The sequence below is a fragment of the Pseudomonas sp. NPDC090592 genome (assembly GCF_044769185.1).
Classification (GTDB): domain Bacteria; phylum Pseudomonadota; class Gammaproteobacteria; order Pseudomonadales; family Pseudomonadaceae; genus Aquipseudomonas.
This window is the reverse complement of record NZ_JBIVXJ010000014.1, coordinates 128130-145266: the sequence shown is the minus strand read 5'-3', so window position 1 is coordinate 145266 and position 17137 is coordinate 128130. Positions and strand designations below refer to the sequence as shown.

15 protein-coding genes and 1 other RNA gene are annotated in these 17137 nt (G+C 61.9%); 10 read left to right on the top strand and 6 right to left on the bottom strand.

Going from position 1 to position 17137, the window contains the following annotated elements; all coding sequences use genetic code 11:
• Positions 1-27: 27 nt before the first annotated feature.
• The gene (grpE, locus tag ACIQUI_RS15060; protein WP_403199860.1) at positions 28-585 is read right to left on the bottom strand and encodes a nucleotide exchange factor GrpE; all 558 of its coding nucleotides are present in this window, start codon (positions 583-585) and stop codon (positions 28-30) included.
• Between the two features lie 193 nt (positions 586-778).
• Here grpE and recN point away from each other — a divergent pair, with 193 nt between their 5' ends.
• Positions 779-2452: a DNA repair protein RecN gene (gene recN, locus ACIQUI_RS15055; RefSeq protein WP_403199858.1), complete on the top strand. Its 1674-nt coding sequence runs from the start codon at positions 779-781 to the stop codon at positions 2450-2452.
• A gap of 189 nt (positions 2453-2641) precedes the next feature.
• On the opposite strand, the gene fur is transcribed toward recN, so the two are convergent.
• Positions 2642-3046 (bottom strand): ferric iron uptake transcriptional regulator, encoded by a 405-nt coding sequence (fur, locus tag ACIQUI_RS15050; RefSeq protein ID WP_051101230.1) that lies wholly within the window; start codon positions 3044-3046, stop codon positions 2642-2644.
• A 97-nt stretch (positions 3047-3143) separates the two neighbouring features.
• Between fur and ACIQUI_RS15045 the strand changes: the two genes are divergently transcribed.
• Entirely contained in the window at positions 3144-3680 is a 537-nt protein-coding gene (locus ACIQUI_RS15045; protein WP_403199854.1) for an outer membrane protein assembly factor BamE, read from the top strand.
• 63 nt (positions 3681-3743) lie between these two features.
• Here ACIQUI_RS15045 and ACIQUI_RS15040 read toward each other — a convergent pair whose 3' ends face one another.
• Positions 3744-4178, bottom strand: coding sequence for a type II toxin-antitoxin system RatA family toxin (locus ACIQUI_RS15040; protein WP_403199852.1), 435 nt, complete (start codon positions 4176-4178; stop codon positions 3744-3746).
• A gap of 163 nt (positions 4179-4341) precedes the next feature.
• On the opposite strand from ACIQUI_RS15040, the gene smpB reads away from it, so the two are divergent.
• Positions 4342-4824 carry an SsrA-binding protein SmpB gene (smpB, locus tag ACIQUI_RS15035; protein ID WP_012274261.1) on the top strand — a complete coding sequence of 161 codons (483 nt, stop codon included), beginning with the start codon at positions 4342-4344 and terminating at the stop codon, positions 4822-4824.
• A gap of 105 nt (positions 4825-4929) precedes the next feature.
• On the opposite strand, the gene ACIQUI_RS15030 is transcribed toward smpB, so the two are convergent.
• Positions 4930-5697 (bottom strand): FCD domain-containing protein, encoded by a 768-nt coding sequence (locus ACIQUI_RS15030; RefSeq protein WP_403199849.1) that lies wholly within the window; start codon positions 5695-5697, stop codon positions 4930-4932.
• A 255-nt stretch (positions 5698-5952) separates the two neighbouring features.
• Here ACIQUI_RS15030 and ACIQUI_RS15025 point away from each other — a divergent pair, with 255 nt between their 5' ends.
• The 3 genes from ACIQUI_RS15025 to ACIQUI_RS15015 all read left to right on the top strand — a co-directional run bounded on the left by ACIQUI_RS15025 (position 5953) and on the right by ACIQUI_RS15015 (position 11716).
• On the top strand, positions 5953-7623 hold the full coding sequence (locus ACIQUI_RS15025) for a lactate permease LctP family transporter (protein ID WP_403199847.1): 1671 nt from the start codon (positions 5953-5955) through the stop codon (positions 7621-7623).
• Positions 7624-7684: 61 nt separating this feature from the next.
• Positions 7685-8830 (top strand): FMN-dependent L-lactate dehydrogenase LldD, encoded by a 1146-nt coding sequence (lldD, locus tag ACIQUI_RS15020; protein WP_391135279.1) that lies wholly within the window; start codon positions 7685-7687, stop codon positions 8828-8830.
• Positions 8831-8905: 75 nt separating this feature from the next.
• A complete protein-coding gene (locus ACIQUI_RS15015; RefSeq protein WP_403199845.1) occupies positions 8906-11716 on the top strand; it encodes an FAD-binding and (Fe-S)-binding domain-containing protein in 2811 nt (936 codons plus the stop codon).
• A 362-nt stretch (positions 11717-12078) separates the two neighbouring features.
• Here the strand turns inward: ACIQUI_RS15015 and ACIQUI_RS15010 are convergent, their stop codons facing one another.
• The gene (locus ACIQUI_RS15010; RefSeq protein ID WP_403199843.1) at positions 12079-12327 is read right to left on the bottom strand and encodes a hypothetical protein; all 249 of its coding nucleotides are present in this window, start codon (positions 12325-12327) and stop codon (positions 12079-12081) included.
• 395 nt (positions 12328-12722) lie between these two features.
• Between ACIQUI_RS15010 and ACIQUI_RS15005 the strand changes: the two genes are divergently transcribed.
• The 4 genes from ACIQUI_RS15005 to ACIQUI_RS14990 all read left to right on the top strand — a co-directional run bounded on the left by ACIQUI_RS15005 (position 12723) and on the right by ACIQUI_RS14990 (position 14461).
• Positions 12723-13013, top strand: a complete 291-nt coding sequence (locus ACIQUI_RS15005; protein WP_403199842.1) for a hypothetical protein — start codon at positions 12723-12725, stop codon at positions 13011-13013.
• A 99-nt stretch (positions 13014-13112) separates the two neighbouring features.
• Positions 13113-13511: a transfer-messenger RNA gene (ssrA, locus tag ACIQUI_RS15000) on the top strand.
• 359 nt (positions 13512-13870) lie between these two features.
• Complete coding sequence (locus tag ACIQUI_RS14995) at positions 13871-14110, top strand: hypothetical protein (protein ID WP_403199841.1); 240 nt, start codon at positions 13871-13873, stop codon at positions 14108-14110.
• Positions 14111-14197: 87 nt separating this feature from the next.
• Positions 14198-14461, top strand: coding sequence for a DUF3077 domain-containing protein (locus tag ACIQUI_RS14990; RefSeq protein WP_403199838.1), 264 nt, complete (start codon positions 14198-14200; stop codon positions 14459-14461).
• 255 nt (positions 14462-14716) lie between these two features.
• Here the strand turns inward: ACIQUI_RS14990 and ACIQUI_RS14985 are convergent, their stop codons facing one another.
• Positions 14717-17110, bottom strand: a complete 2394-nt coding sequence (locus ACIQUI_RS14985; protein WP_403199835.1) for a TonB-dependent siderophore receptor — start codon at positions 17108-17110, stop codon at positions 14717-14719.
• Between the last annotated feature and the right edge of the window lie 27 nt (positions 17111-17137).

Here is a 17137-nt window from a genome sequence, read left to right as displayed (position 1 = left end):
ACCTAGATGGGGATGACCCGACAGATTTCAAGCCTTCTCATCGATAGAAGGTTGCGGGGCAGCCGGTGCCTTGCTCACCACCACCATGGCGGGGCGCAGCAGGCGACCGTTGAGCAGGTAGCCCTTCTGGAACACGTTGAGCACGCTGTTCGGCTCGACGTCGGCGCTTTCCTGCATGGCCATCGCCTGGTGGTGCTCGGCGTTGAATGGCTGGCCGTGCGGATCGATGGCTTCGAGGTTGTAGCGCTTGAGGGTGTCCTGGAACATCTTCAGGGTCAGCTCGACGCCATCGCGGATGGTCTTGACCTGTTCGTCATCGGCACTGGAATGCGCCAGGGCCAGCTCCAGGCTGTCGATCACCGGCAGCAGGTCGCCAGCAAACTTCTCCAGGGCGAACTTGCGGGCCTTGTCGACTTCCTGTTCAGCGCGACGGATGCTGTTCTGCGCTTCGGCAGCAACACGCAGGGACTGATCCTTGGCGGCCGCCAGCTGCTCCTCGAGTTCCAGAACACGGGCGTCAGCAGTCACTTCTGCACCGACTTCTTCAACGTTAAGGTCTTTCTCGTTCAGCTGTTCGTCAGCCATGGGGTCTCTCCTGCGCAATTTTGTGGACTGCGAGCCAGGCTCGCCATTGGATGTCGGCTATATGGGGCCGGAAAAACCAGCTTCAAGGGGCAATGTGGTTTTCCGGGCGGCAACAGATTCTGCCAACAGGCATTGGCAGGCCTGAAAAAAGTACTGTATAAATAACCAGACCTGACTTTTCGGGAGCCACCCCATGCTGGTGCACCTGTCCATTCACAACTACGCCATCGTCGAGCACCTCGACCTCGAAATTGCCCGCGGCATGTCCGTCATCACCGGCGAGACCGGTGCCGGCAAATCGATCATGCTCGACGCCCTGGGCCTGGCCCTGGGCGACCGGGCCGACAGCGGCGTGGTACGCCCCGGCACCGACAAAGCGGACATCCTCGCTACCTTCGACCTCGTGGACATCCCCGAAGCCCATGCCTGGCTGGCCGAGCGCGACCTGGACAACGACGGCCTGTGCATCCTGCGCCGGGTCATCACCGCCGAGGGGCGCAGCCGCGGCTACATCAATGGCACGCCCTGCCCGCTCGGCGACCTCAAGGCGCTGGGCGAGTTGCTGATCGATATCCACAGCCAGCATGAGCACCAGTCACTGCTGAAAACCGACACCCACCGGCGCCTGCTCGACGAGTATGCCGGCGCCGTCGACCTGTCCCGCCAGGTGCAGCTTGCCGCCAAGCGCTGGAACCAGACCCGCCTGGAACTGGAGCGCTTGTCCAACTCCGGCGACGAGCAACGCGCGCGCCATCAGCTGCTGAGCTATCAGCTGGAAGAGCTGGACAACCTCGGCCTGGGTGAGCACGAACTGGAACAGCTGGAGCAGGAGCACAAGAACCTGACCAGCGCCGAAGCCCTGTTCGGCATCTGCCGCCAGGTCATCGACCAGTGCAGCGAAAGCGACTCGGGCAACGTGCTCAGCGCCCTCACCGCCAGCCTCAACCGCCTGGGCGCCGCCACCAACTCACCCAAGGCCCTGGGCGAAGCGGCCAACCTGATCGCCAGCGCACAGATCCAGGTCGAGGAAGCCATGGGCGAGCTCAACCGCTTCCTCGACAACTTCGACGCCGACCCGATGCGCCTGCAAGCGCTGGAAGAGCGCCTGGACACTATTTATACGCTGGCGCGCAAACACCGCGTGCATCCGACCGAACTGCCCCACCTGCAGCAGCAGCTGATGGAAGAGCTGGAAGGCCTGAATGCCAGCGACGAATCGATCGAGCAGCTGGGCGAAGAACTGGCGGCCTTTGCCCAGCACTATAAAGAGAAGGCCCGCGAACTCAGCGCGCTGCGCCAGCAGGCTGCCCAGCAGCTGGCAGTAGCCGTGGAGCAGGAGATCCAGCGCCTGGGCATGCCTGGCGGGCGCTTCTGCATCGAATTGACGCCAAACGAGGGCGCAGACCTGTCACCGCACGGCCTGGAGCAGATCGAACTGCTGGTCAGCGCCAACCCTGGCCAACCACTCAAAGGGCTGGCAAAGGTAGCCTCGGGTGGTGAACTGTCGCGTATCAGCCTGGCGATTCAAGTCATCACCGCGCAGACATCACGCATTCCTACCCTGGTGTTCGACGAAGTCGATGTGGGCATCGGCGGCCCTACGGCGGAAATTGTCGGCCAGTTGCTGCGCCGCCTGGGCGAGCGCGGGCAAGTACTGACCGTAACCCACCTGCCGCAGGTCGCAGCGCAAGGTCACCATCACCTGTTCGTGCACAAGGTGCGCAACAGCGATACCACCCACACCGCTGTGGCCAGCCTGGGCAAGCGTGAGCGGGTCGAGGAAGTGGCGCGAATGCTCGGCGGCATCGACCTGACCAAGGAATCCCTGGCGCATGCGCGCAAGATGGTGGTAAGCGGCAAGGCCTGATCCCTCCTTTTTCAAGCCCATTCGCGGGCTCGCCCGCTCCCACATGGTGATCACCGGCCCCGAGAGCTGCGCATTACCTGTGGGAGCGGGCATGCCCGCGAAGAGGCCAGCCCAGTCAACACACCTCTCAGCCCCAGAAAGCACAAAGGCGACCCGAAGGTCGCCTTTGCTGTCCATAACGAAAAATCGTTACTTCTTCTTACGCACGTACAGGACCAGATTGTGGTCCACCAGCTCGAAACCGTGTTCCTCCACGATTTCACGCTGACGCTTCTCGATCGCGGCATCCATGAACTCGATGACTTCGCTGGTATCCACGTTCACCATATGGTCGTGGTGACCGCCATCCGCCAGCTCGAACACTGCGTGGCCGCCGTCGAAGTTGTGGCGAACCACCAGGCCTGCCGCTTCGAACTGGGTCAGTACGCGATAGACGGTGGCCAGGCCTACGTCCTCGCCTGCCTCCATCAGCGCCTTGTAGACATCCTCGGCACTCATGTGACGCTGCTCGGTAGAATCGAGCATCTGAAGGATCTTGACTCGAGGCAGGGTCACCTTGAGACCGGCTTTGCGCAATTCGCTATTTTCAACCATGGTCAGCTTTCTCGCCGATGCTGCTTCGCAGCTTCTCTTAATACGGGTATGATCGGGGTTTACGTTGTCCAGCCAAGATAGTGGAAGTCGCCCACCGATGCAAAACACCAAGCTCTTGCTAAACAGCCTCGCCCTCGCGGGACTGCTCGCACTCGCCGGTTGCTCGTTTCCCGGGGTTTACAAAATCGACATCCAGCAGGGCAATGTCGTCACGCAGGACATGATAGACCAATTACGCCCGGGAATGACCCGACGGCAAGTAAGGTTTATCATGGGCAACCCGCTGATTCAGGATACTTTCAACACCAACCGTTGGGATTACCTGTACAGCCTGCAGCCTGGTGGCGGTAAACGCCAGCAAGAGCGCATGAGCATTTTCTTCAATGAAAGCGACCAGCTGGTAAGCCTGTCTGGCGACTTCATGCCGGGCGTGAGCAAAGACCAGGAAATCCTTGGTGGCAGCAGCGATACCACGGTCAGCCCAGCCGCCGAGCCAGGCCAGACCGAGCAGCCAGCCCCGCAGCCTGTCGAGAAACCGGCCAAGCCTGGCTCGACCGAAGAGTCCATCCAGCGCGAGATCGACACCATCGAGACCACCCCGGTCCCGACCCCGGCACCACTGGAAACCCGCTAAGCCGGAACATCAGCCGCAAAAAAGCCCGGACCTGGTCCGGGCTTTTTGTTTGCGGCCTATCCGTCAGGCATTCAGTTGCTTGGCGCGCTGGCAGAAGGCATCCACCAGGGTGTTGGCCGCCTGGTTGAACAGCGGGCCCAGCGTGGCGCGCACAATCGGCCCGGCATAATCGAAAGACAGGTCCAGGCTGATCTTGCAGGCCTTCTCTCCCAGTGGCTTGAACACCCACAGACCATGCAGTTGGGTGAATGGCCCTTCTTCAAGGTTCATCTCGATAGATTGCCCCGGCACCAGCACGTTACGCGTCACAAAGTGCTGGCTCATGCCACCCTTGGCCACTTCGAGCCTGGCGCGCATGTGCGTGTCACTGGCATCGATCACCGTCGAGGCCGAGCACCACGGCAGAAACTCAGGGTAGCTGGCCACATCGTTGACCAGATCGTAGAGCGCCTGGGCGGGGTATGGCAGCAGGGCGGAGCGTTGAATATGGGTAGTCATCCAGGCGTCACTTCCAAGGCTGGGTGGCGGCGCTTCGCAGCGTGCCGAAAACAGGTTCTGTGCGTATGACAGGGCTTGTATTGTCCGGTATTCATTCCGGTGGCTCAAGCACACCGAAATCCCATAGCGGACGACGCACGGACTTGCCTATAATGCCGCCCCTATGGCTAAGCAAAAAAAACATCCGACCGGGACCATCGCGCAGAATAAAAAGGCGCGTCACGATTACTTCATCGAACACAAGTTCGAGGCCGGGCTGGTCCTGTCCGGTTGGGAAGTAAAAAGCCTGCGAGCCGGCAAGGCACACCTGACTGACAGCTACGTGCTGCTCAAGGACGGGGAAGCCTGGCTGTTCGGCAGCCACATCACTCCGCTGACCACCGCCAGCACCCACGTCATCGCCGACCCCATCCGCACCCGCAAGCTGCTGCTGAACAAGCGCGAGCTCGAGCGCCTGGAAGCGGCCGTGGCGCAAAAGGGCTACACCTGCGTAGCCCTGGCGCTGTACTGGAGCAAGCACCTGATCAAGTGTGAAATTGCACTGGGCAAGGGCAAGAAGGAATTCGACAAGCGCGACACCATGCGCGAGCGCGACTCCAACCGCGAGCTGCAGCGCGCTGTGCGGAACAAGGGCAAGGAAGACTGATTCTTCTGTAAGCCTGTTCTGGCCTATTCGCGGGCACGCCCGCTCCCACAGGTTATGCGCTTCCCTGTGGGAGCGGGCGCGCCCGCGAAGAAGCCCACGCCGCTCTCAACGCCCGCTACGCCGCTCCGCCCGCGCCACCCGCTGCGCCTCTTCATGCGCCTCTTCCAGCACCTCCTGCACATACAGAATGTGCCGGCTGGACACCTCCCGCGCATCCTCCGCCCTGCCCTCGACAATCGCCAGGTACAGCTCGCGGTGCTGACTGATCAGCATGTCCCGCGTTTCGGCCCGTTGCTGGTACATGCCACCAATGTTGGTCACCACGTTGCGCTTGAGCAGGTCGAACAAACCACGAATGGTGTGCAGCAACACCGCGTTATGGCTGGCCTCGGCGATTGCCAGGTGAAAGCTCGCATCGGCAGCACCTTCTTCGGCACGGGTCACTTCATCAACCCGGGTGTAACAGTCCTGCAGCGCGTCAAAGGCCGCCTTCAAGCGCGCACGGTCTGGCTCGGTGGCGCGCTGGGCCGCGTAATAGGCACACGACGCCTCCAGGGTATGGCGAAATTCAAGCAGGTCTCGCTGCGCCTCGGCACTGTGCTCAAGCAACTGCAGCAGCGGGTCGCTGAAGGTGGAGCCCAGGGATTCGGCAACAAAATTGCCCCCACCCTGCCGGCTGACAAGCAGCCCCTTGGCCACCAGCTTCTGGATCGCCTCACGCAGTGACGGGCGGGACACACCAAACTGCTCGGCAAGGGCGCGTTCGGCCGGCAGACGCTGCCCCGAGGTCAGCGTGCCCTCCAGAATCATCCCTTCCAACCGGTCGACAATGTCGTCGGACAGGCGCCGTTGGCGGACCTGATCAAAAACCATCACATGCTCTCCACAAACCCCCGGCAAATATCAGGGGGCGCCTATTCTCGCCGATCCAGAGCGCGCAAACACCCATCAACGAGTGAATTTCCAAGCGCATCAGACGCCCGCTCATCGGTACGCGACCAAAGTTTTGCACAGGACAAATTGACACACCCATGACAGCGCTTTTAACCTAGCGACCAGTCATTGTAAATTGGTCTTACCAATTATCCAATGCCAGTGCTGACCAACAACAATTAGGGGCCACCCCATATGCAAACCTGGCAACAACTCTATAGCCCGCTTGGTAGTCTTGGCCTGTCCGCACTGGCGGCGGTCATTCCCATCGTGTTCTTCTTCCTTGCCCTCGCCGTGTTCCGCCTCAAAGGCCACGTCGCCGGCAGCATCACCCTCGCGCTGTCGATCCTGGTGGCCATCTTCGCCTTCCAGATGCCTGTCGACATGGCCTTTGCCGCCGCTGGTTATGGCTTCCTCTATGGCCTCTGGCCAATTGCCTGGATCATCGTTGCCGCGGTGTTCCTGTACAAACTCACGGTCAAGAGCGGCCAGTTCGAAGTAATCCGCAGCTCGGTGCTGTCGATTACCGACGACCAGCGCCTGCAAGTGCTGCTGATCGGCTTCTGCTTCGGCGCCTTCCTGGAAGGTGCGGCAGGCTTTGGTGCACCGGTGGCAATCACTGCCGCGCTGCTGGTGGGCCTGGGCTTCAACCCGCTGTACGCCGCCGGCCTGTGCCTGATCGCCAACACCGCACCGGTGGCCTTTGGCGCCCTGGGCATCCCGATCATCGTGGCCGGCCAGGTGACAGGCATCGACGCCTTCCACATTGGCGCCATGACCGGCCGCCAGCTGCCGCTGCTGTCGCTGTTCGTGCCGTTCTGGCTGGTATTCATGATGGATGGCCTGCGCGGCGTGAAAGAAACCTGGCCTGCCGCCCTGGTTGCCGGCCTGAGCTTTGCCGTTACCCAGTACTTCACCTCGAACTTCATCGGCCCGGAACTGCCCGACATCACCTCGGCGCTGGCCAGCCTGATCTGCCTTACCCTGTTCCTGAAAGTCTGGCAGCCAAAGCGTTCGTTCAGCGAAGCCAAAGGCAGCGTTGGCGCGGCTGTCGTGCAGCCAGGCGGCAGCCAACCGACCCCTTACAGCTTCGGCGAGATCTTCAAAGCCTGGTCGCCGTTCCTGATCCTGACCGTGCTGGTCACCATCTGGACCCTGAAGCCGTTCAAGGCAGCCTTCGCTCCGGGCGGCGCGATGTACAACTTCGTGTTCAACTTCGCCATCCCGCACCTCGACCAGCTGGTGATCAAGACCGCACCGATCGTTGCCGCACCCACCGCCATGCCAGCGGTGTTCAAGCTCGACCCGATCTCTGCCACCGGCACCGCAATCTTCCTCTCGGCGCTGATCTCCATGGCCGTGCTGAAGATCAACTTCAAAACTGGTCTGACCACTTTAAAAGAGACCTTCTGGGAGCTGCGCTGGCCGATCCTGTCCATCGGCATGGTGCTGGCCTTTGCCTTCGTCACCAACTACTCAGGCATGTCTTCGACCATGGCCCTGGTACTGGCCGGCACTGGCGCCGCGTTCCCGTTCTTCTCGCCGTTCCTTGGCTGGCTGGGCGTGTTCCTGACGGGGTCGGACACTTCGTCCAACGCCCTGTTCAGCTCGCTGCAGGCCACCACCGCTCACCAGATCGGGGTCAACGACACCCTGCTGGTAGCCGCCAACACCAGCGGTGGCGTGACCGGCAAGATGATCTCGCCGCAGTCGATTGCCGTCGCCTGCGCCGCCACCGGCCTGGTCGGCAAGGAATCCGACCTGTTCCGCTTCACCGTCAAACACAGCCTGTTCTTCGCCACCATCGTTGGCCTGATCACCCTGATCCAGGCTTACTGGCTGACCGGCATGCTGGTTCATCACTAAAGTGAAAGGGGCCGGGCGCCATCGCGCCCGGCACTCCCCACAAGCAACGCTGCGAGAATCCATGATCATTTCTGCCTCTACCGACTATCGCGCCGCGGCCCAACGCAAGCTGCCTCCCTTCCTGTTCCACTACGCCGATGGCGGCGCCTACGCCGAGCACACCCTGCGCCACAACGTGTCGGACCTGGCCGGCATTGCCCTGCGCCAGCGCGTGCTGAACAACATGTCCGAGCTCAGCCTCTCTACCCGCCTGTTCGACGAAACCCTGAGCATGCCGGTGGCACTGGCCCCGGTCGGCCTCACCGGCATGTATGCCCGCCGTGGCGAAGTGCAGGCGGCGCGTGCGGCGGCAGCCCATGGCATCCCGTTCACCATGTCTACGGTGTCGGTGTGCCCGATCGAAGAAGTGGCCCCGGCCATCGACCGGCCGATGTGGTTCCAGCTGTATGTGCTCAAGGACCGTGGCTTCATGCGCAACGCCCTGGAGCGGGCCAAGGCTGCCGGGGTCAAGACGTTGGTATTCACCGTCGACATGCCCGTACCCGGCGCCCGCTACCGCGATGCCCACTCGGGCATGAGCGGCCGCAACGGCCCGCTGCGCCGCGTGCTGCAAGCCATGACCCACCCTGAGTGGGCATGGGATGTAGGTGTGATGGGCCGCCCGCACGACCTGGGCAACATCTCCAAGTATCGCGGCAACCCCACCGGCCTGGCCGACTACATCGGCTGGCTGGGCAACAACTTCGACCCGTCCATCTCGTGGAAGGACCTGGAATGGATCCGCGAATTCTGGGACGGCCCGATGATCATCAAGGGCATTCTCGACGCTGATGACGCCCGCGATGCGGTCAAGTTCGGTGCCGACGGTATCGTGGTGTCAAACCACGGCGGCCGCCAGCTCGATGGCGTGCTGTCCAGCGCCCGCGCCCTGCCGGCGATCGCCGATGCGGTCAAAGGTGATATCAAGATCCTTGCCGACTCGGGCATCCGCAGCGGCCTCGACGTGGTGCGCATGATCGCCCTGGGCGCCGACACCGTGCTGATCGGTCGCGCCTTCCTGTGGGCCTTGGCCGTTCACGGCGAAGCCGGGGTAAAAAACCTGCTCGAACTGTTCGAGAAGGAAATGCGCGTGGCCATGGTACTGACCGGTGCCAAGTCGATCAGCGAGATCACCCGCGACTCGCTGGTACGCGAACTGGGCGCCTGATCGCCTGCCAGAAACACCGCCTGATTGACCCGGGGCACGTGGCGCACAGACGCCACGGCCCCGCGAGGAGACTGCATGAGCCTGCCCGCCGCGTTCCTGCGTGATGCCGAGCGCCTGATACCCGCCGAACGACGCTTCGACGACCCCACTTCCACCCTGGCCTTCGGCACCGACGCCAGCTTCTACCGGCTGATCCCCAAACTGGTAGTGCGCGTCGAATCCGAGGACGAAGTGGTCGGCTTGATCAAACTGGCCCAGCGCGAGCGGGTGCCGGTCACCTTCCGCGCGGCGGGTACCAGCCTGTCCGGCCAGGCCATCAGCGACTCGGTGCTGATTGTGCTCGGTGATAACTGGAACGGCCGCGAGATCCGTGGCCAAGGCGAGCAGATCCGCCTGCAACCTGGCGTGATCGGCGCCCAGGCCAACGCCTGGCTGGCCCCGTTCGGGCGCAAGATCGGCCCGGACCCGGCCTCGATCAACGCCTGCAAGATTGGCGGCATCGTTGCCAACAACGCCAGCGGCATGTGCTGCGGCACCGCGCAAAATACCTACCACACCCTGGCCGGCCTGCGCCTGGTGCTGGCCGACGGCACCCGCCTCGACAGCGAAGACCCGGCCAGCGTCGCCGCCTTTGCAAGCAGCCACGCCGAGCTGCTGGAATCACTCGCCCGCCTGGGTCGCGAAACCCGCGCCAACACTGCACTGGCCGAGCGCATCCGGCACAAGTACCGGCTGAAGAACACCACCGGCTTGTCGCTGAACGCACTGGTGGATTACGACCAGCCGCTGGACATCCTGCAGCACCTGCTGGTCGGCTCCGAAGGTACGCTGGGCTTCATCAGCGCCGTCACTTACCACACCGTGCCCGACCACCCACACAAGGCCAGCGCACTGCTGGTGTTCCCCAGCGTCGAAAGCTGCTGCCGTGCAGTGACCGTGCTCAAGCAACAGCCGGTTTCGGCCGTGGAGCTGCTCGACCGCCGCAGCCTGCGTTCGGTACAGAACATGCCCGGCATGCCGCTGTGGGTAAAAGGCCTGTCGGACAATGCCTGCGCCCTGCTGATCGAGTCCCGCGCTGCCAGCCAGAGCCTGCTGCACGAGCAACTGCAACAAGTGATGGCCTCGATCGCTGACTTTCCCCTGGAACAGCAAGTGGACTTCAGCGAAGACCCGGCCGTGTACAACCAGCTGTGGAAAATCCGCAAGGACACCTTCCCCGCCGTCGGCGCCGTGCGCCAGACCGGCACCACGGTCATCATCGAAGACGTGACCTTCCCCGTCGAGCAACTGGCCGAGGGCGTCAACCGCCTGATCCAGCTGTTCGACAAGCACCGCTACGACGAAGCGATCATTTTCGGCCACGCACTGGAAGGCAACCTGCACTTCGTCTTCACCCAGGGCTTCAACAGCGCCGAGGAAGTCGCCCGTTACCAGGCGTTCATGGACGACGTGGCGCAGCTGGTGGCCGTGGAGTTCGGTGGCTCGCTCAAGGCCGAACACGGCACCGGCCGCAACATGGCCCCGTTCGTGGAGCTGGAATGGGGCCATGACGCCTACCAGCTGATGTGGCAGCTCAAGCGCCTGCTCGACCCCAATGGCATCCTCAACCCCGACGTGGTGCTGAGTGAAGACCCGGACATTCACCTGAAGAACCTCAAGCCACTGCCCGCCGCCGATGAAATCGTCGACAAGTGCATTGAGTGCGGCTTCTGCGAACCGGTGTGCCCGTCCAAGGGACTGACCCTCAGCCCGCGCCAGCGTATTGTCATGTGGCGTGACATCCAGGCCAAGCAACGCGCCGGCATCGACACCCGCGAGCTGATGCACACCTACCAGTACCAAGGCATCGACACCTGCGCCGCCACCGGCCTATGCGCACAGCGCTGCCCGGTCGGCATCAACACCGGTGAACTGGTGAAGAAACTGCGCAGCCAGGCCGCCGACCATGACAAGACCGCCGACTGGCTGGCCGAACACTTCCACACCGCATTGGGTGGCGCACGCCTTACCCTCACGGCCGCCAATACTGCGCGCAAACTGCTCGGCGCCCCGCGCCTGAGCCGCCTGACCGCCACACTGAACAGAGCAAGCAAAGGCCGCCTGCCCCAGTGGACACCGGCCATGCCACAACCCCTGCGCCCGATCAGCTTCGGCCCGGCCAGTAACGACGCCCGCCCCCGCGTGGTGTACCTGGCCGCCTGCGTATCGCGGGTAATGGGCCCGGCCTATGCCGACCGTGAGCAAAGCTCGCTGCTGGACAAAACCCGCGGCCTGCTGGAGAAGGCCGGCTACCAGGTGGTGTTCCCCGAAAACTCCGACAGCCTGTGCTGCGGCCAACCATTCGCCTCCAAGGGCTACCCCGAACAGGCCGAACACAAACGCCAGGAACTGATCAACGCCCTGCTGCACGCCAGCCGCGGCGGCCTTGACCCGATCTATTGCGACACCAGCCCCTGCACCCTGCGACTGGTGCAAGACCTGGGTGACACCCGGCTGGACCTGTACGACCCGGTGCGCTTCATCCGCACCCACCTGCTCGACCGCCTGGAGTTCACCCCCCAGGACGAGCCGGTGGCCGTGCACGTGACCTGTAGCACCCAGCATCTTGGCGAAAGCCAGGCACTGATCGACCTGGCGCGGCGTTGCAGCAAGCAGGTGGTGATCCCCGAAGGCATACATTGCTGCGGCTTTGCCGGCGACAAAGGCTTCACCACCCCCGAGCTCAATGCCCACTCGCTGCGCAGCCTGAAGGACGCGGTGCAGTATTGCAGCGAAGGCATCAGCACCAGCCGCACCTGCGAGATCGGCTTGAGCAGCCACAGCGGTATCGATTACCACGGGCTGGTGTATCTGGTAGACCGCGTTACCCGGCCGCGTAGTATCTGACCGCAGGAATGCGCCGGCATCCACAGGGACTGCGCTGGCTTCGAGTCAACACCGTACTTGTGGGAGCGGCTTCAGCCGCGAACACCGGCTAAGCCGGTGCCATTCACCGCGCCGCCTGCTTCGCGGGCGCGCCCGCTCCCACAGAGACCGCACAGCGCTTAGCTCACGCGATACCTGTGGGAGCGGGCAAGCCCGCGAACACCGGCAAAGCCGGTGCCATCCACCACGCCGCCTGCTTGGCGGGCACGCCCGCTCCCCCAGAGACTGCGCAGGCTTCAAGTTGACACTGTACCTGTGGGAGCGGCTTCAGCCGCGAACACCGGCAACGCCGGTGCCATCCCCCGCTGGAGTTCCCAAGCAACTCAAGGCTCGCGATCGAGCACCAACTCAGCCAATGCCCTGCTCATCTGCACGTTGTGCACCGAATTCACCAGCATGCCTATCCCCGGCTCACCGGCATTGCCACAGATGTATTCATCCAGGGTGTCTTCAATGCCACGCATCAGCTGTATGGCATGCAACAACGCTTCGTGCGAAGGCACTGTGCTGTCGATGGTGTAGAACGGGCGGGAGGTGGTTTTGGCGGGTGGATCAGGAACAATTTTCTTCATGGTGATTCTCCGATGTCGAAAAGCGGAGCTATCACCTTCTTCCTCTCACAGAAGGAGGCGGCAGCCGTACGTGGGGTGAGAGACCGGCGATCATCGGAATTCCGGCCAGGCCGAGGCCTGCCCACATACGGCTGCCATAACAAAGGCACGATGAACTGCCAGGCTCTCACCCCCGATCGCCAAACCTAGGCGACCCAAGGAAATTACCCCCTGCACTCATCATCGACAACAGAGAAACGGCTGTGGCGGCAGTAGGATAATTCCTAATCCCCTCCCACCCGAAGCATTTAGTTTCAGGTTCAGAATTTACCTACCGCCGCAAAGATTGAACCCCCGCCAATCCCCCACAGTCCACCCTACAGGCCCACCTTCCCGAGGCCCCAGAGGAGACTCCCATGAAAGGTACCGCGCTTTCGGCCCTGTTCGCGGCCGCCACCCTGCTGGCTTCGCCGGTGTTCGCCGCCGAAGACCTCTGCACCATCAACCTGCAAAAGATCGACGACAGCATGGCCACCGCCGGCGCCACCTCCGAAGGCCTGGACAAAGCCATCACCGAGCGCGTCGACAAAGCCAAGGCCGCCCAGGCCTCGGGCGACACCAAGGAATGCATCGCCATCACCAGCAAAGTGCTGGAGCGCCTGGACAAAACCGAGAAAGGCAGTGGTACCGGCAGCGGCGGCGCGTGAGCCTGAAAGCGGGCGACAGGACCGGCTGTCGACGTCGCCCGCACAATGCCGTATACTCCACCCCACGTGCCGTAAGGCGCGTTAGCGTAACGCTAGTGTGGGGCCGATTAGGATTCGACGCCGGTAGCGAAACTCTAGGTGCATGCCGAGTTGGTAACAGAACTCGTAAATCCACTGTTGCAACTTTTATAGTTGCCAATGACGAAAACTACGGCGCGGAGTACAAGCTGGCTGCGTAAGCGGCCCTCTTGACCCGTTGCTTCTGGTAGCTTCGGCTCCAGCAATCACTAGGGGATGCCTGTAAACCCGAACTGATTGTCATACAGAACAGGATCGTCGCGTAGCACGTTGTGGGCGAAGTGACTAAAACTTACACAACTCATCCAAAGCACCCTGCCCGTCGGGCGGCTGCGGATTAAATCAGTAGACACGGCTAAGCATGTAGTACCGACAGCGGAGTACTGGCGGACGGGGGTTCAAATCCCCCCGGCTCCACCAAATCCTGGAAAGAAGACGCCCACGGGCGTCTTTTTTTGTGTCTGAAATTTGCGATCTATAGGTCAAAAAGTCAGATTTCACCCCTTCCTTGTAGGGCGTTTCCCAAAGATACTCCCAGCGCCTGTTTTCCGTTGCGGTCATTTTTTCAGGGTTTTAGTCTCGGTGGGTCGTTGCACATCAACGACCGGCTTTGACAGGCCGCAACGATACACAGCGCGCACAACCGTTCATGGCGGTTGTGCATGGGGCACGCTCGCGTGCGCCGGTTTCTGTGTTCGCCGGTCTGTCAACCCATGCACAGCTGCCACCTTTCCGTTTGACAGCGGGTTGGCGGTGGCCCCTATCGAGAACACAGCAAAATGCTAAAAATTGTTCCTGACCCACCTCACCTCACCTCCCTGGAAGACACGATCACGCTGGCCTCGGACTACGCACTCTGCGCAGAAGCCGTAGCCCAGCAGGCGATGCTGATGCAGCCGAGATCTCCCGCTTCGTTGTTGATCATGGCGTCGATGCACGAACTTGAAACCCTGCGGCGATTACTCGAATCAGCGCTGGCGCTAATCCAGCAGCCAGCGAACCCGCAACCGATGCATTGACTCGCATACCGAGCGAAAACCTGTGGGAGCCCGGCTTGCCGGCGATAGGGCCAGCCCAGGCAAGCACAAGACCAGGGAGATTGATCAATGACCACCGAAGACACGAAATGCACAGTCGGTAAAACCATCTTCTTTCAAGGCGAAGACCAGACTCACCCACTGTTCCGCATCGAAGCAGGCATTCCTTGCCAGAGCGCCCGCGAGCAGGCTTCTGAGCTGATGGGTTATGCGCGGGACCTGACGATTGATGGGCTAATGGAAGACAAACCGAAGCTGATCTGGGCCGCGCATTACCTGTGCGCCTTGGGCAAGGCACTGCTTGATGATGCCGAACTAGGCATGATGCGCTGAAGCTTTAAGGCTGAATGTGGTAGGCATCTGTGGGAGCGGGCGCGTCGAGGCGTCGAACCGCCGCGAAGCAGACAACGCGGTGGATGGCACGGGCTTCGCCCGTGTTCGCGGGCAAGCCCGCTCCCACAGGGGTCGCGCCAGCTTTTAGAAATTGAGCAAGACAGTTGCTCCCACCACGCCATGCTGAAGAACTACGCCGCACCTGTGCGGCTTTAGCCGCGAACACGGGCAAAGCCCGTGCCATCCGCCACTGCCTTACCAGCTGTAGCTGACCTTGGCCGTAACCTCACGCCCCGGGTTGTAATAGTTCGCCGTCCCCGACCCCACCACATGCTGCTCGTCAAACAGGTTGCTGACATTCAGCGCAAGGTCGGTGCCCTTGGCAATCTTGTAGTTCAGCGCCGCGTCAAACAGCGTGGTGCCGTCGCTTTTCTTGGTGTTGGCAGCATCCATGTAGTAGCCCCCTACATACCGCGCACCCAGGCCAACGCTTACGTCAGTATCCGGAATGTCGTAGTAGCTCCACAGCGAAGCCGTATGCTTGGGCGCGACGGTGAATTCCTTGCCCTTGAGCGAAGAGCCGTCATACAGCGAGCCTCGCAGCACCTCGGTCTCCATGTAGGAATAAGCACCGATCAGGCTAATGTTTTGCGTGACCTGCGCCTTGGCCTCAAGGTCCAGGCCACGTGCATGGGACTCACCCACCGTCTGCTGCTCGATGATCCCGCTCGGCAACACCACGGCGATTGTGACGTTTTCCTGGGTCAAGTCATAAACGGCAGCAGAGAACAACGCATCCATGCCCAGTGGCGAGTACTTGACCCCCACTTCGTACTGCCTGCCGGTCTGCGGGGTTACGCCAACCTGCGGAGGCGAAACCGACTCCACCATGCTGACGTAGGTGGAGACTTCATCGTTGACGATGTAGGTCAGCGCACCGCGGTACGAGGTTTCAGAGAAGTTGTCGCTCTGCTTGTTCACGCCACCGACGTATTCGGTGCTGGACAGGTCCATGGAGTCGTTACGCACACCCGCCGTCGCAATCACACGGTCATAGAAAGACAGGTTCTGCTGCAGGAACACAGCCTTGGTGGTGGCGTCGTTCTTCTTGCGGGTATAGGGCGTGACGCCGCCCGGAACGCCGGTGAATACCGGGTTGGCGATGTCGATAGACGGCGCAAGGCTGTAGACCGAGCTTTGCTTGGTGCTTGAGTCGAGGTATTCCACACCCACCAAGGTGCTGCTGTCGATGTGCTCGAACTGCGCATCGTACTGCAACATCAGGTTGCCGTTGAGCTGGTCGGCATCGCTGTCGGTGCCGAACACGTAGCGAGGGATGACGGTGCCAATACGCGAAGCGCGGTCACTCAGGTAGACATAGCCAAAATCATCGCTCAGCTCGCTGTAGCGCAGGTTGCTGCGCAGCGTGAAGCCGTTGTCGAAGTCGTGGGTGATGTTGCCGCTGAGGCTGGTGCGCTCCACATCGTGGAAGTTGTAGCTGGGCTCACCAAAGAAATCGCTGCGGTCGTATTCCTTGTCCAGTGGGTAGCCACCACTGTTCGGCGAGCTGTTGGTCTTCAGGTAGTCGAGGATCACCGTAGCCGAGGTGAAGTCGGTAGGTGCCCAGGTCAGGCCGCCCATGACGAAGCGGTTGTCGTCCTGCGAGTGGTCGTACTCGCGGTCGCTGTTCTGCATCTTGGCAGTGAATCGGCCAGCCAGGGTTTGCTCATCGTTCAAGGCATCGCCTACATCGATACCGGTCTCGGCGTGATCATAGGAGCCATAGGTCACATAGCCTTGCCCGAACTTTTCGAAGCGCGGCTGCTTGGTCACGAAGTTCACCGAGCCGCCCGGGTCTGCCGGGCCGAACAGCGTGGAGTTGGCACCGCGCAAAATTTCGATACGCTCATAGGCAAACGGATCTTCGCGCACACCGCGCATCGAGCTCAAGGTCAGGCCATCACGGTAGGTGGTGGCCTGAAAGCCGCGGATCTGGAAGTAGTCGTTGCGGTCGTCCGAGCCGTAGAAGTCGCTGACCACGCCCGGCGTGTACAGCAGCGCCTCTTCCGTGGTGCTGACACTGCGCTGCTGCATTTCCTTGTTGGTCACCACCGACACGGAAGCTGGCGTATTGAGGATGCTGGTCGCCACCTTGCCGCCGACCCACAGCTCCTTGGCAACCACCGAGTTGGTGTCGTCATCGGCACTGGCCTTGACCTTGGCGTTGATGATGACCGGCGCCAGGCGGTAGTCCTCGGTCGCGCCCAGTTCCAGCGGGCCGGCAGGCTTTGGCTGCGGCACTACCAGGTAAGCAGCAGGGCCCTGCTGCTCAAGCTGCAACTCGGTCCCTTGCAGCAACGACGACAATGCCGACTGGGTATCCAGCGCGCCCTGCACCCCTTGGGTATTGCGGCTGGCCACGTTCTGCGCATCGAAAGAAAGGCTGATCCCCGCCTCCCGCGCAAAGCGGTCGAGGGCCGGCGCAAGCGGGCCGGCAGGAATGTTCCACTGCTTGAGCGGGCTGCTGTGGTCAGCGCTCGAAGGCTGCGCCAGCGACGGCAAGGCGTAGGCGCTGACAACCAGACCAAAGAGTGCGGCGTGCAGGGCACGGTTCAATGGGTGGCGCTGTGGAACCGGGGTAAAACTCATTCTCTCGCTCCGTGTAGGGGGTCGGCG